Annotated in this window: 13 protein-coding genes; 5 read left to right on the top strand and 8 right to left on the bottom strand. The window is 59.8% G+C overall.

The window, feature by feature from the left end; translation table 11 throughout:
- Positions 1–4: 4 nt before the first annotated feature.
- The 3 genes from napG to H6A60_RS01315 are packed head-to-tail and all read left to right on the top strand — an operon-like array spanning position 5 to position 2,107.
- On the top strand, positions 5–811 hold the full coding sequence (gene napG / locus H6A60_RS01325) for a ferredoxin-type protein NapG (RefSeq protein WP_205101536.1): 807 nt from the start codon (positions 5–7) through the stop codon (positions 809–811).
- On the top strand, positions 811–1,731 hold the full coding sequence (napH, locus tag H6A60_RS01320) for a quinol dehydrogenase ferredoxin subunit NapH (protein ID WP_205101535.1): 921 nt from the start codon (positions 811–813) through the stop codon (positions 1,729–1,731). The genes napG and napH overlap by 1 nt, the downstream gene beginning before the upstream one ends.
- Before the next feature lie 43 nt (positions 1,732–1,774).
- Positions 1,775–2,107 (top strand): nitrate reductase cytochrome c-type subunit, encoded by a 333-nt coding sequence (locus H6A60_RS01315; RefSeq protein WP_205101534.1) that lies wholly within the window; start codon positions 1,775–1,777, stop codon positions 2,105–2,107.
- Between the two features lie 122 nt (positions 2,108–2,229).
- Here H6A60_RS01315 and narL read toward each other — a convergent pair whose 3' ends face one another.
- From narL to H6A60_RS01285, 6 genes are all read right to left on the bottom strand, one after another.
- Entirely contained in the window at positions 2,230–2,910 is a 681-nt protein-coding gene (narL, locus tag H6A60_RS01310) for a two-component system response regulator NarL (RefSeq protein WP_239477501.1), read from the bottom strand.
- Positions 2,911–2,947: 37 nt separating this feature from the next.
- Entirely contained in the window at positions 2,948–4,753 is a 1,806-nt protein-coding gene (locus H6A60_RS01305) for a type IV pili methyl-accepting chemotaxis transducer N-terminal domain-containing protein (protein WP_205101533.1), read from the bottom strand.
- A gap of 104 nt (positions 4,754–4,857) precedes the next feature.
- Positions 4,858–6,483: an NAD(P)-binding protein gene (locus H6A60_RS01300; protein WP_205101532.1), complete on the bottom strand. Its 1,626-nt coding sequence runs from the start codon at positions 6,481–6,483 to the stop codon at positions 4,858–4,860.
- Positions 6,484–6,500: 17 nt separating this feature from the next.
- The gene (locus H6A60_RS01295) at positions 6,501–7,568 is read right to left on the bottom strand and encodes a thiamine pyrophosphate-dependent enzyme (RefSeq protein WP_205101531.1); all 1,068 of its coding nucleotides are present in this window, start codon (positions 7,566–7,568) and stop codon (positions 6,501–6,503) included.
- Between the two features lie 3 nt (positions 7,569–7,571).
- On the bottom strand, positions 7,572–8,837 hold the full coding sequence (locus tag H6A60_RS01290; RefSeq protein WP_205101530.1) for a transketolase C-terminal domain-containing protein: 1,266 nt from the start codon (positions 8,835–8,837) through the stop codon (positions 7,572–7,574).
- On the bottom strand, positions 8,830–9,411 hold the full coding sequence (locus H6A60_RS01285) for a 2-oxoacid:acceptor oxidoreductase family protein (protein WP_205101529.1): 582 nt from the start codon (positions 9,409–9,411) through the stop codon (positions 8,830–8,832). Before H6A60_RS01285 ends, H6A60_RS01290 begins: the two co-directional genes overlap by 8 nt.
- 317 nt (positions 9,412–9,728) lie before the next feature.
- Here H6A60_RS01285 and H6A60_RS01280 point away from each other — a divergent pair, with 317 nt between their 5' ends.
- Positions 9,729–10,238, top strand: a complete 510-nt coding sequence (locus H6A60_RS01280) for a DUF3455 domain-containing protein (RefSeq protein ID WP_205101528.1) — start codon at positions 9,729–9,731, stop codon at positions 10,236–10,238.
- Between the two features lie 160 nt (positions 10,239–10,398).
- Complete coding sequence (locus H6A60_RS01275; protein WP_205101527.1) at positions 10,399–10,893, top strand: DUF1801 domain-containing protein; 495 nt, start codon at positions 10,399–10,401, stop codon at positions 10,891–10,893.
- Between the two features lie 54 nt (positions 10,894–10,947).
- Here the strand turns inward: H6A60_RS01275 and H6A60_RS01270 are convergent, their stop codons facing one another.
- Together H6A60_RS01270 and H6A60_RS01265 are read right to left on the bottom strand one after the other, a co-directional pair.
- The gene (locus H6A60_RS01270) at positions 10,948–11,904 is read right to left on the bottom strand and encodes an alpha/beta hydrolase (RefSeq protein ID WP_205101526.1); all 957 of its coding nucleotides are present in this window, start codon (positions 11,902–11,904) and stop codon (positions 10,948–10,950) included.
- Between the two features lie 2 nt (positions 11,905–11,906).
- On the bottom strand, positions 11,907–13,247 hold the full coding sequence (locus tag H6A60_RS01265) for a sigma 54-interacting transcriptional regulator (protein ID WP_205101525.1): 1,341 nt from the start codon (positions 13,245–13,247) through the stop codon (positions 11,907–11,909).
- Positions 13,248–13,371 lie beyond the last annotated feature (124 nt).

Below are 13,371 nucleotides of genomic sequence, written 5' to 3'. Positions count from 1 at the left end.
TGCCATGCCGCAGCCGCTTAAAAACGATCGCCGCGAGCACCTGCAGCCCGTCTCCCGCCGCGCGTTCCTCGAGCGCGCCGCGGGTGCGGTGGGCGGCACCGTCTTTTGTGCGCTCGCGCTAAGTGCGCTTCCGATGCGAAGCCGCGCCGCTTGGACACCGCGACCGCCCGGAGCGCTCGCGGGCGACCGGTTCACCGCCGCCTGCGCTCGGTGCGGACAGTGCGTCCTTGCGTGTCCTTACAACACGCTTCGGCTCGCAGGCATTACGGACGACGCACCGACGGGTACACCCTTTTTCGTGCCTCGAGAGATTCCATGCTACATGTGTAAGGATCTTCCGTGCGTCAAGGCGTGCCCGACGGGTGCACTCGACCCGGCACTCGAAGACGTTTCGCTCTCCCGCATGGGCGTCGCTGTGATCGACCCGCAGTCGTGCCTCTCTTGGCAGGGGTTGCGCTGCGAAGTCTGCTTCCGTGAGTGCCCCGAAGCCAACCGAGCACTCACGGTTGAACCTCATCCGCGCGGCCTCTCCAAGCACGCGGTCTTCATTCCGGTAGTGCACCCGGAAAAGTGTACGGGCTGCGGTCTTTGCGAGAAGGGTTGTCCAACGGATGTGCCCGCCATTCGAATCGTCGATCCCGACCGAGTGCTCGGAGCAATCGGCGCCCACTACCGTCTCGGCTGGCTTTCCGAAGAAGACCCCAAAAATACGCATCGCGTGCCAATGCAGGCACTGGACGCCACCCAATCGGACGCAACGTCAGAAGCGGTGCCGGGGCTCGACTACCTCAATAGCGAGGAGGCATTCTGATGGACCCGGACAACAAAACCGTTCGACATCTCGAGCCGGCCAAAACGCTCGGCGAGCGCATTCGCCGCATGCGTTTTACGCTCGCGCGACGCGCCTCGCAGTTGGTTGTTCTAGGACTCTTCTTCGGTACGGCCCGCTGGGGTTGGGAAATCGGCGGCAAACCGATTCTCTCGGGCGACCTTTCGGCTTCGCGCATTCTTGAAACCCTACCGCTTGCCGATCCGCTCGCACTCCTCGAGCGCCTCGCCGCCGGCGTGATGCCAAGTGCCGCAGCGCTCACGGGCGCGGCAATCGTTCTCGCGCTTTACGGCGCACTCGGCGCGCGCATCTTCTGCGGCTGGGTTTGTCCGATGAACATCGTTGTCGACGCAGCGCAGTGGTTACGCCGCAAGCTCGGCCTCTCGGCAGACCTCGTGAGACTCTCGCGCAAGACACGCTACGTCGTGTTGGCCGGCGTACTGCTCGCGAGCGCGACAACAGGCTCCGCTGCCTTCGAGTTCCTGAGCCCGCAGGCCATGCTCTGGCGCGATCTCGTTTGGGGCACTGGCCTCTCGGCTCTGACAAGCGCTCTTGCCGTGTTCGCAATCGAGCTTGTCCTCATGCGCGACGGCTGGTGCGGCCACCTCTGTCCGCTCGGTGCCTTTTGGGGCTGCGTCGGACACGTGCAGAAGCGTCCGCTCTTGAAGCTTGCCTTTGAGCGCGCGAGCTGCACCCGATGCGGCGACTGCCTGCAGGTCTGCCCCGAGCGCCAGATCATCCGCTTCAAAACACTCGAAGCGATCGGACGTGTCCCGAGCGCGGAATGCATCGGCTGCGGACGCTGCATTGCCGTTTGTCCGGAGAACGCGCTTCGCTTCACGCTCTGCACAAAAGCTCAGCCCGCAGCTCAGGCGGACCAGCGAAACCCAGACGCCCGATAGTTTGAAAATTTTTTACCGCATTCTTCCCTTTAGGAGATTGAGCATGACCCGAATTCCCCGCATCGCCGCTGCGCTGAGCAGCCTCCTTCTGATTTCCGGCCTCGCTTGGGGTGCGCCCGAAGGCGACATCATCGGCGCACCAGGCGTCATTCCGCATCCGGTCGAATCCTATTTGCCGATCACGATCGAAAAGAACATGTGCGTAGCCTGCCACCGTCCGGCAACGGCCACGCCCGCGAAGAAGGGCGAAATTCCGCTCACGCACTTCGCGAACGGCAAGCTCGCGGGTGAACGCTACGAATGCACGCTCTGTCACGCTCCGAGTTCTACGGCAAGCGAACTCGCACCCGTTGATCCGAACGCGGCGCTGCACTGATCTCTTTCAGCCGGCCCTCACGTCGTCAACGTGCGGGCCGGACAATCCAACTCGCAAACAAAACCAAGTCGCGCGGCCTTTGCTCGGCTTGCGGCGACCTTCGCTCATCAAGAACCGGCGGTTCAGCGCTGGCGTGCGCTTTTGCGCTGAGAAGCCCAGACTGCCGCTTCTACGCGGCTCTGAAAGCCGAGCTTCTTAAGTAGATGCTTGACATGCCCCTTGACGGTACCGTCGGAGATGTGCAGCTCTCTGGCGATCATCTTGTTCGTGAAGCCGCGCTCGATCAGCGCAAGCACGTCTTCTTCGCGATCCGTCAGACGGACAGGCTCGACATCGACCTTTTTGACGCGGATGAGATCGGTGAGGTAGCGCACCATCGACTGATCCACAATGAGGCGTCCTTCGAGCGTTTCCTTGAGACTCTCGAGAAAGCGTTCGGGTTCCATGTCCTTCAGGAAGTACCCGTCTGCGCCGGCCTTGATGCAGGCCATCAGATCGTCACCCGAATCGCTCACCGTCAATATAACGACGCGCCGTGACGGATCCTCTTCCTTGAATTTCGTCAGAATTTCAACACCTGACGAGCCCTTGATGTTGAGGTCGAGCACCGTCAGATCGGGCTCGCACTTACGCACAAGCTCGAGTGCTTCTTCACGTGTGCCCGCTTCCCCGACGACGCGGATGGTCGGTTCGAGCGCCAGCAATTCGCAAACACCCCGGCGAAAAAGCGGATGGTCGTCAACGACAAGCACCGTATGGATGTCTTTCTGCTGGGCGTTCTGCGGCTTGGATTCCTGCATCATGTCGATGTCCCGAAAATGTTTCGAGTCCCGATTCTAACTATCGATCCTGGTTGTCGGGCCTCTCAAGGAAAATGCGGGTACCGTGCTCAGGCGCCTCAAGTCCCTCAATGCGAATTGTCGCGCCGATCGCCTGCGCACGTTCCTTCATGATGCCCAGTCCGAAATGCTTGGCCTTTTTCGCATGTGCCGGCAAACCGACGCCGTTGTCAAGCACCTCGAGGCTGAAGCCGCCTTCGCCTCGACGGCTTACCCGAACGATGACGTGCGTGGCGCGGGCATGTTTTTCCACATTAGCGAGCCCTTCACTCAGAATGTGACCAAGATGCACTTGTTCGTTGGGTGAAAGTGCAAGTCCGAGCAGGTCGTTTTTGACCTCGACAGCGATGCCGGTGCGCTCTCGAAATGCCTCCACCGTCTCATTGACCAGACCAGAAAAACCGCTCGAATGAATTTGCAGGCGAAACGCCGTCAATACCTCCCGCAACTGCCTGTAAGCAGTCGAAATGCCCATATCGATTTCGCCGGTAATCGCTTCGATCTCTGCCGAGCTCGCTTGAGCCGAAACCGCACGCCTCAGGCGAAGCACTTGAATACGAGAGAAAGAAAGCGTCTGTGCGATGGAATCGTGAAGCTCGCGTGCAATCGTCGATCGTTCTTCCAGAACCGCAAGACGCTGATCGTCTTCAAAGCGCAATCCCGCAGCCACCGCTCGACCGATGAGCGCCGAAAGCATTGAGAGAAAATTCGCCTTCCAGTCGGGGCAGCCCTGCGGCATGCGAACGCAAAGTTCGCCCAAGGGCTTTTGCGAGTCTGCGCCGCAGAAAACGAGACGTTCAATGTGCCCGGCCGAATCCAGCTGCCGCCAGCTCTGCGTTTTGGCAAAGAGCGCTTTCTTCGCGCCGTCTTTTTCGTTTGTTTCCGAAAGATAAACGGCCGCTCCGGTAGCGTCGAGGAAGCGGATGCTGCGCTCTAGCACGCCCTCCAGGCTCGCCTGCAGGTCACCGACAGCAAGCAGCACCGTCGAAGCCTGCGCCAGTTCCTGCAGACCTTTGTTGCGCCGATCGAGATCCTTCGTTTTTTCGGCTACTTCCTGCTCGAGCGAACCGTAGAGGCGCTCGAGTTCGCTCACCATGAAGTTGAAACCGCGTCCAAGCCGACCAATTTCGTCATTCGATCGATCCGAACGCGTTCTACTAGAAAACTGACCTTCGCGCACTCGCGCGACGACGCCTTCGAGCTCAAAGAGCGGCAGAAAGATCTTTTTTCGCAGGATGCGAAGCATGGCATAGGTGAGGAGAAATGCGCCGACGAGCGTACCGAAAAGGATGGCTTCGAGCAGTGCGAGACGTTTGCCGAGCGTGACTTCGAGCGACTGTACAAAACCGTCGACAAGATCTACGAATGCCGGTATCCGTTCCATGAAGTTGCGCCGCGCGCTTGCGTCATCAATGCCCTTAAGAGCGAGGGGACGCACCTGCGTCTCGAAACGCTCGCGCACCGCCTCGTACTGCTGACGAACAGGATCGGCGGCATCGTCAGGAATATCTACGAGCAGTGAATCGTCGCGAAGACGTCTGTCGAACTCAGCCACGGCCGCTTCCGTTTCGTGTCGTCGCTCAGCGGGCGTCGCATAGGGATTCGAAACGGCAACCGTGAGTCGGTAGCTCATCATTCGCAGACTCCCTGAGACGTTGATTGCGCCGCCGGAGCCCGTCGAGCGCTCGATCAGCAGAATAGCCGGTACGGAAGCAATGACGACTGCTGTGAAAATCACCAGAAAAACAACGAGAAATTCTCGGTAAAGCGAGCGCTCCCCGCTCAGTCCGAAACGCATGGATGCCATGATCGCTTCCTTGAAAAACGCCCCGTCTCGACCTATGCCGAAACGGGGCGACTGTCCGAATCGAAAGGCTCGCAACACAAAGCGCCGCGAGCGCGGATTCGTTCTTAAATGTCCTCGCTCACCATATCGATTGCGCCGCAGGGGCACTCGTTGGCACAGATGCCGCAGCCCTTGCAGTAATCGTAGTTGATGCGGAACTTCTTACCCGGACCGAGCTTGATGATCGCGTTATCGGGGCAGACGCCGTAGCAGTTGTCGCACTCGAAACAGTTGCCGCACGACATGCAGCGGCGCGCTTCAAAAAGCGCGTTGTCTTCAGTGAGTCCCTGCAACACTTCTTCGAACGTCGTCTGACGGCGAACAAGGTCAAGCTGCGGACGCACGGTCTTGGGCGCATCAGCGTAGTACCACGAATTAAGGCGCGCAAAGGTCGCAGGCTGCTCGGGTGCAGGCGCTTCATAGGCACAGCCGGCCAAATAGGCGTCAATCGCGCGCGCGGCCCGCTTGCCGTGGCCGATGGCGGTCGTGACGTTGCGCTCGCCCGGCACCATGTCGCCGCCGGCAAAAATGCCCGGAACGCTCGTCATCATCGCGGCATCCACTTCGACTGAGCCCTTTTCGATCTTGAGCCCGTCGACGCCCGAGAGGAACGAAAGATTCGTTTCCTGACCGAGCGCCAACACGACGCTGTCGGCTGCGATCGTTTCGAATTCGCCCGTCGGCTGCGGGTAGCCGGACTCGTCGAGCGCCATTTTCTCGATCTTGATCTTGCCTTCATCGGCCTGCGAAATGGTCGAGAGCCACTTCATCGACACGCCTTCTTCGAGCGCCTCTTCGATTTCGAACTGGTGCGCCGGCGCGCGTTCGCGCGTACGGCGGTAGACGACGATCGGCTCGGAACCGAGACGTTTGGCGGTACGCGCCACGTCAATGGCGGTATTGCCACCGCCGTAAACAACAACGCGGCGCCCGAGGAGCGGCTGCTCGTCGGACTCCATCGAACGCAGCACGTTCACGGCATCAAGAATATGGGCGGCATCGCCCGCGGGAATGTACGCACGGCGAGCCATACTCGCACCCGCACCGAGAAAAACGGCGTCGTAATTGCCCGCTTCCATTTCAGCGGCAAGATCCGTCACCTCCCGGTTGTATTCGATCTCAACACCGAGATCAACGATACGGGCCACTTCGGCATCGAGCACTTCACGCGGCAGACGATACTTCGGAATGCCATAGCGCATGGTGCCGCCCGCCTGCGGAGCACCGTCGACGACATGCACGTCGTGACCGAGTCGAGCAAGGTGGTACGCGCAGGACAACCCCGCTGGACCCGCGCCCACAACGAGGACACGCTTGCCCGAACGCGCCTGCGGCTTCGGGAAGCTCCACCCCTTTTCGATCGCATGGTCGCCCAAGAAGCGTTCGACCGCGTTGATGCCGACGGACTCATCGAGTTCGCCTCGATTGCAGGCCGATTCGCACGTGTGATAGCACACGCGCCCCATGCAGGCCGGGAAGGGGTTGTCCTCAACAATCTGACGCCAAGCGCCTTCGTAGTCCCCGCTTTCGGCGTGAAAGAGCCAGGCCTGGCACTTTTCGCCCGCCGGGCACTTCGCGTTGCAGGGCGGCTGTCGGTTGACATAGACCGGCTTCATCGTGCGCCAGGTGCCTGTGCGGTTCGCGAGCGAGGTCCCGACGTCGAGCGTAATGGCAAAAGGCTTCGTAACCATTTTTCTGACGAACTCCTTCAAATCTGATGCGAACGTTCTTCAGCCTGTTCGGGCACGGGAATCGGCATTTCCGGCTCGTCCTGTACGTCGAGAAGACCGAACTTTTCGATGTTTCTGTCGGCGAGCTCCTGCATGCGTGCGAGCACTTCCGGGTTGGCCTTCTTGCCGAAGAGATGCGCAAAACGCTTTTGCAGCTTCAGGTACGCCTCCACGGGCTGCTTGCGACGGATCTTATGCACGCCCGTCACCTCGCCGTATTCCGCCTCGAACACCGGGAAGATGCCCGTTTCCTGCGCAAGGCGCGCAAGCGTCACGGTCTTGGCGGACGCGGCCCCCCAACCGAGAGGGCACGGCACCAGAATGTGGATGTAGCGCGCGCCGTGGAACTGCATCGCCTTTTCAACCTTGCGCTCGAGATCGCGCAGATCCGCCACGGTCGCCGTCGCAACGTACGGAATACCGTGCGCCATGGCAATGAGCGGTACGTTTTTGCCCTGTCCCCAGGCGTTGCCGGGCTCGTCCCCCGCAATCTGCGTCGTGGCGGTACGCGCCGAAGGGGGCGTCGCCGACGAGCGCTGAACACCCGTGTTCATGTAGGCTTCGTTGTCGTAGCAGATGTAAAGCACATCATCGTTGCGCTCGAACATCCCCGAGAGGCACCCGAAACCGATATCGGTCGTGCCACCGTCGCCGCCCATAGCAATGACGCGCGTCATAGGCTTGCCGGACTTCTTGGCGCGAATGCGGTAAGCAGCAGCCATCCCCGTCGCCACAGCGGCCGTATTGCCAAAGAGCGAATGGAACCACGGCATCTGCCAGCTCGTTTCAGGGTACGGCGTCGAGAACACCTCAAGGCACCCCGTGGCATTGGCCGCAGCCAAGTTGCCGTTCGTGGCACGCATCGCTGCGTCGACTGCATAGCGGGCACCGAGCGCCTCGCCGCACCCCTGACACGCACGGTGACCGGACGTGAGCGAATTGAAGCGCTGCATCGAGGATTGAAGCGAGCGCTGCGACTCGTCGAGCAGGCGGTTGCCGACGGTGAAAGTCCCCGTCTGATAGAAATGAATCGTATTCTCGGACATGACTTAAACCTCCTCGCCGCGCGCGATCTTGCGCTCGTTGACGTGACGATTGAGCGCCTCGGCAACCGGTCCGATGTGACGCAGCGAACGCTCGCGCTCGAGCTGGCGCGTAACGAGTTCTTCGTCGAGATCGAGGAACACCGTGTCGTCGGGCAGCTTCCCTTCAAAAGCGTCGCCGAAGACCTTCTTTAGCGAAGCGCGCGTAACGGCGCGTCCGCCAAGCCCCGCTATGACAGAGTGCTGCTCGATGGCAAGCCCCTTGAGTGCCTTCATAACGTCAAGGCAGAGCGCACCGCCCGTGCCCGCGCTCACCATGCGCTCCATCACAATCACCTGCTTGGCACCCTTGAGCGCTTCGCGCACAGCAGCATACGGGAAGGGGCGATAGCACTTGAGCGAGAGTACGCCGATCTTGAGACCGGCTTCGCACATTTCGTCGACCGCATCCTTGATCGTACCGAGCATCGAACCCATCGCAAGAACGACGACTTCGGCGTCTTCCATGCGGTAGGTCGAAATGAGGCCGCCCGAGAGGCGTCCGAAAGCGGCTTCGAAGTCGCGGCTCGTACGCTCGATGACGTCGATCGCGTCAAGCATGCGATGATGCGCAAGCCACCGGACTTCCGTAAAGGCCTCAGGTCCAACCATGGCGCCGATCGAGTAGGGATTCGCCGGATCGAGCACTTGCCGCGGTTCATAGGGCGGCAGGAAGCGGTCGACCTCTTCCTGCGTCGGAATGTCCATGCGCTCGAACGCATGGGTAAGCACAAAACCGTCCATGCAGACCATAACGGGCAGAGACACTTCTTCTGCAATGCGGAAGGCCTGAATGTGCAAATCGCAGGCCTCCTGATTGGTTTCGGCAAAAAGCTGAATCCAGCCGCTGTCGCGCTGGCTCATCGAGTCGGAATGGTCGTTCCAAATATTGATGGGAGCGCCGATGGCACGGTTGGCAACCGTCATTACGATCGGCAGTCCGAGGCCGCCTGCGTTGTAAACCGCTTCCACCATGTAGAGCAGCCCCTGACTCGCCGTCGCCGTATAGGCGCGTCCGCCCGCGACGGAAGCGCCGATCGCCACGCTCATCGCGGCGAATTCACTTTCGACATTGATGTACTCGCAATCGGTCAGAATGCCCTTTCGACAAAGAAGACCCAAGTTTTCAACAATGTGCGTCTGCGGCGAAATCGGGTAGGCGCAGACAACATCGGGACGACACAGGGCAACGGCCTGCGCAACGCCCTGACTACCCTCGAGCTGCTTAAGCATGTTGTTTTTCTCCCAATTGAGCCTTCACGGCTTCGTAGGCAAGTTCGGCCACTTCAGCATTGGCCTGCGCAACGCGGCCGGCGAACTTCACGTTGTAGGCCGCCTGAACGCTTTCAAGCTTCATGAGGCCAGTCATGGCGGCAAAACCAGCAAGCATGCCCGCGCCCGGCAACGGACGGCCGATTCGGTCAAGTGCATAACGCGTGGCGGGCACGCAGAGCACGTGTCCTTTGGGCAGCTTGGCAACCAGATCCGACAGTCCGAGCGCTTCGGGCGTCTGGCTCGAGTTGATGAGTACGTAGCCCTGCGGGCGCAGGCCCTCAAAGACGTTGACGCTGTCGAGCAGCGTGCGATCCTGAATCAAAACGGCATCGGGTTCGAGAACGGGTTCGCGAAGGCGAATTTCATTGGGCGCCAGGCGCGCAAAAGCCACAACGGGCGCCCCCGTTCGCTCCGAGCCGAAACTCGGAAACGCCTGGGCGTTGTGTCCTTCCATAAAGCCCGCTAGCGCGAGCATTTCGGCAGCGGTCACAACACCCTGCCCGCCTCGGCCGTGAATGCGGATTTGGTACATGCCTCCCCCTATTGTTCCGTGGAAAGGTTGATCAGCAGATTGTTCTCTTTGCGGCTCCCGTGCGCATCAACCTCATGCCGAGCGTCTTCGGGATCCGTGGGATGCCGGCGCAGCGGGGTTCTGCCGCACCGGTGCGAGGCCTAGCAATGTCACCGACACTGTCGGGATTCGCCTCGGAAAAAGTCTTCGTAACTCTAGCAGTATTGAACCGCCGCGAACAGTGATCCGAAGGCAAGGTTCTCCCGTTGCACGGCTAGACTATGAGGACGAACAAACGGTGCCCCTGTCTTTCGGACCGCTCAGAAGGAACAACTGTCATGGCAAGACACTTATTCGGTTTGCTCGGCAAAGCCGCTGCACTCGGCTTGGCGGCGCTCGCCGCCGGCTGCAGCACGTTCGTGACGCAGACGACGCAGCCCACGGAAAACGTCACCGCTATCTACAGCTGGCATGCCAAAGGCAATATGGTCTTTACCTGTGCTTACGACGCAGAGGGCGCATATTGGCGATTTCTGAAGCCCGAAGGCGCGCTCTACGATGAAAGCGGCCGCAAGCAGGCCGACCTCCTTGCCGATTTCGGCATCCGTGCACGCGACGGCTCGCGTATCACAGCACGCATCGTCAAACAGACCGATACCGACGACGCGCGGAACCTGAAACCGGCACTTTTTGAAACGTCGGGCGCAAGCAAAGGAATTCTCAAAGGCATCCGTTATGTCGAGCGCCGTTCGCCAAAGGGCGGCATGCCGCTTGCAGGCTGCTCGGCATCGCAACGCGGCAAGCGACTCGCCGTTCCTTTTACGGCACGCTATATTTTCTATCGATAAAACGTTTTGATTTTTCTAGTAACGTAAAGAAGGCAACTCCCTCAGCCTCTGCGCACGTGCATCTGTTCGAACGCAAAACTTGCTAAAATTAACAGCATTTGCCGCTTCGCACGACTTTCCTGACTGCCTAGCGGCCAATCGTTTTTTTCGGAGAGATGTAATGGTCCCTGCAGCCACGACGGTCGGCGGCTACCTTCAGAGCCTGCCCAACGACAGGCGCGTTGCAATGGCAAGAGTCTGCAGCATGATTCGCCGCTCCGCTCGAGGCGTACGCGAAAGCATGCGCTTCGGCCTTGCATTCTATGAACTCGATGGTCCGATCTTCGCCGTCGAGTCGCATGAAAGATCCCTCGTTCTTTACTACGCTGAACAGGACGCCGCTGCCGGCCACGAAAATCAGTGGAAGGGCCTCGATACGACTCGCCGCTGTGTCGAGTTCAAGGATCTCAACTGTCTGCCGCTTGACGTTGTGGAAGGCATTGTTCGCGCTTCGCTCAAGCTGCGCCGCGCGCGCAACGGTGCTGACATTCCCTCGCAGGCTGAATTGCTCGAAGTCTGGGGCATTCGCGAGGAAGACGCCGCAGTCGCGCCGCCCATCGTTCGCATTATGGTCAATCACGACGAAGATGCGCAGGAATCGAAGACCGAGGCGTAAGCCGGTTTCTCGCATCAAGTAAAGACCGCGTCCCGAAGGCGCGGTCTTTTTTGTTCATGAGAGTGCGCCGCCCTGCCGAGAACCGATTATGGCAAACCACTCAAGCAGCTGAGATTCGATTGCCTCTGGACACTCCGTAAGCGGCCAGTGCACGCAATCGAGTACTGAGAAATCGCCCCCAAAAGATGCCGTCCAAGTGCGCAGCTTGTCACTCTCGGTATAGGCACCCGCCTTGGAAGCGAACACCAGAACGGGACACTGCGAGAGTCTCTCGGGCGTCTCGTCGAGGTGCCGCGAGACCTCGAGCAGATCACGCGCATAGTCGGCTAGGTGCATATGCTTGAGATCTGCCCAGGGTGACGAATAAGCCTTCACAAATGCCTCGAGCGCCGCGCCGCCTTCGGTAAGTTTCGCACGAGCCACTTCATCGCTTGCTCTGAGACTGTATCTGTCGAGGCGCCGACGAATGCCAATCCCGTTTGCCAAACGTCCGAGCATTTCGAGCGCCGAAAGAACCCAGCGCCGCTTTTCGTAGTCTTTTGACAAATCGGTGAGAACGCTGCCGATAAGTGGATCGATCAGCACCACGCCCTCCGTGCGCAGCGGGTGCCGAGCACAAAACTGCAGCACCACCTGCGCACCGAGGCTGTGCCCGACCAAAAAGCAAGTGTCAACCCCAGCAGCATCAAGTATCGCAGCGATGTCATCGGCATGACGCTCAAGCGTTGCCGGACGCAATCCTTCGCTTGCGCCGTGGCCGCGCAGATCAAAGCGCAGGAGAGTCCACGAGCGCGCGAGCGCCGTCTTTTCAACAAAGTCCTCCCAGCGACTCGCATTCGACGCCGCGCCGTGCACGAAGACGATGGCTTTCTGCGGCCGTTGATCCCCGACCTCTGCCCGTCGAACGGCACAGCAAAGTGTCGCCTGCGGCGTTTGAACGAAAAAACGCTGCTCGCCGGGCACGAGCTCGAAAGCAAGCCGCTCCAGTGCCTGCACATATTGCTGCGTCATGATTAATCGCGCTCCGAATAATTGTGCTTTCGCAAAAGTCTGTAGAGCGTACGTTCGCTGATACCGAAGCGCCGCGCCAAAGCCCGCTTGGAGCCGTTCCATTCAGAAAGCGCCTTCATGAGTGCTGCCGTCTGCGTGGCAGTGAGGCGACGCCGCGCTTCTGGCACCGCCTCGGAAGAGCCGTCGAGTCCAACCGAAGCGGTGGGAACGGGGACTCTTCTCTGCTCGCTCAAAGCTGCGAGCGGCTCTTCTTCAAACTTTTCGAGTTCTGCGCGATCGAGCTTCTCCGCATCGGAAAAAAGCGCCGCACGCTCGAGAAAGGCCTCAAGCTCTCGTACGTTGCCGTCCCAACGACGCAGCTGCAGATAATCGATCGCATTCGTTGTAAGCGGCTTTTGCGGCGCTGCACCCGTGCGCATGATTTCCTGCGCAAGCTCTTCAATGTCTTCAATGCGGTCATTCAAACACGGCACATTGACTCTGCAGCCCGAAAGCAGATAGTAGAGATCTTTGCGGAATGCTCCCGCCAGCGTGCGCTCGCGCAGATCGTATTTCGTCGCACAGAGGATGCGGTAGTCGACCGCACGTGCTTCAGCCGAACCACACGCGCGAACCATACCGCTCTCGATAAGCTGCACAAGCCGCCGCTGCAGCGGTTTCGAGAGAAGCGCCACTTCATCGAAATAGAGCGTGCCGCCTGGCTGCGCAGCTAGCCCGCCCTGACGACGTCCGCTGCCATCAACTGCGCCGAGACACTCCGCTTCGAAAGCCCCCTCCGTTAAGCCGTCGCAATTCATGACGATGAAGGCGTTGGCCGCACGCCTTGAGTTTTCATGAAGCGTCTTTGCGAAGCGCTCCTTGCCCGTACCGGACGCTCCCACAAAGAGAACGGGCACGTCAAGCGACGTAATTCGGGAGAGCTTCTGCAAAACAGCCCGTACCGCGGGACTTCGAGCAACGATCCCTGCACCGGCGCCGAAGGTGTTACCGCCGCGAACGAGTACGCGTTCCATAAAAAAGGCGGGGGTCCCGTCCGCATCTGGTACGGGTGTAACAGTGATTTCAAGGAAGCGCTCGCCGCCAGGGACGAGCTCGCGGCGCAACAACGTTTCGGCCTGATTGGACACGAGCGCTCGATCGAGCGGACAAGCCTCGCCGCAAACCGAACACGGTTGCAGTTCGTGGAACAGCACTTCGTGGCAACGCCGACCGACATGATCGACCAAACCGAAACGCCGGCGAAATGCCTGATTGGCGTAAGCAATCGTGTAATCGGAGCGAACGATGAGCTGCGGCTCGTCTAAAGAGTCGAGGACCGTCCGAAAAGTCTGATCGACGGACATGGCATGCGACAAACTATGACTAATACCGCCAAAGTCTGACAGAGAAAACCCGACTGCGTCAACTTCACCGATTTAACTCGACTTTTGGAGGGACAAACGTTCGCCTCGTCGGTAACATAGCGAC

It is taken from the genome of Sutterella massiliensis (genome assembly GCF_016899755.1).
Classification (GTDB): domain Bacteria; phylum Pseudomonadota; class Gammaproteobacteria; order Burkholderiales; family Burkholderiaceae_F; genus Sutterella; species Sutterella massiliensis.
The sequence above is the reverse complement of the archived record's forward strand: the minus strand, read 5'-3'. Positions and strand labels throughout refer to the sequence as shown.

Bases quoted from the DNA above. Each gene is read 5' to 3' on its own strand.
- H6A60_RS01290 (WP_205101530.1), bottom strand. From the start codon at position 8,837: ATGCTTAAGCAGCTCGAGGGTAGTCAGGGCGTTGCGCAGGCCGTTGCC.
- napH (WP_205101535.1), top strand. From the start codon at position 811: ATGGACCCGGACAACAAAACCGTTCGACATCTCGAGCCGGCCAAAACG.
- H6A60_RS01305 (WP_205101533.1), bottom strand. From the start codon at position 4,753: ATGGCATCCATGCGTTTCGGACTGAGCGGGGAGCGCTCGCTTTACCGA.
- H6A60_RS01315 (WP_205101534.1), top strand. From the start codon at position 1,775: ATGACCCGAATTCCCCGCATCGCCGCTGCGCTGAGCAGCCTCCTTCTG.
- H6A60_RS01285 (WP_205101529.1), bottom strand. From the start codon at position 9,411: ATGTACCAAATCCGCATTCACGGCCGAGGCGGGCAGGGTGTTGTGACC.
- H6A60_RS01280 (WP_205101528.1), top strand. From the start codon at position 9,729: ATGGCAAGACACTTATTCGGTTTGCTCGGCAAAGCCGCTGCACTCGGC.
- napG (WP_205101536.1), top strand. From the start codon at position 5: ATGCCGCAGCCGCTTAAAAACGATCGCCGCGAGCACCTGCAGCCCGTC.
- H6A60_RS01275 (WP_205101527.1), top strand. From the start codon at position 10,399: ATGGTCCCTGCAGCCACGACGGTCGGCGGCTACCTTCAGAGCCTGCCC.
- narL (WP_239477501.1), bottom strand. From the start codon at position 2,910: ATGATGCAGGAATCCAAGCCGCAGAACGCCCAGCAGAAAGACATCCAT.
- H6A60_RS01295 (WP_205101531.1), bottom strand. From the start codon at position 7,568: ATGTCCGAGAATACGATTCATTTCTATCAGACGGGGACTTTCACCGTC.
- H6A60_RS01265 (WP_205101525.1), bottom strand. From the start codon at position 13,247: ATGTCCGTCGATCAGACTTTTCGGACGGTCCTCGACTCTTTAGACGAG.
- H6A60_RS01270 (WP_205101526.1), bottom strand. From the start codon at position 11,904: ATGACGCAGCAATATGTGCAGGCACTGGAGCGGCTTGCTTTCGAGCTC.
- H6A60_RS01300 (WP_205101532.1), bottom strand. From the start codon at position 6,483: ATGGTTACGAAGCCTTTTGCCATTACGCTCGACGTCGGGACCTCGCTC.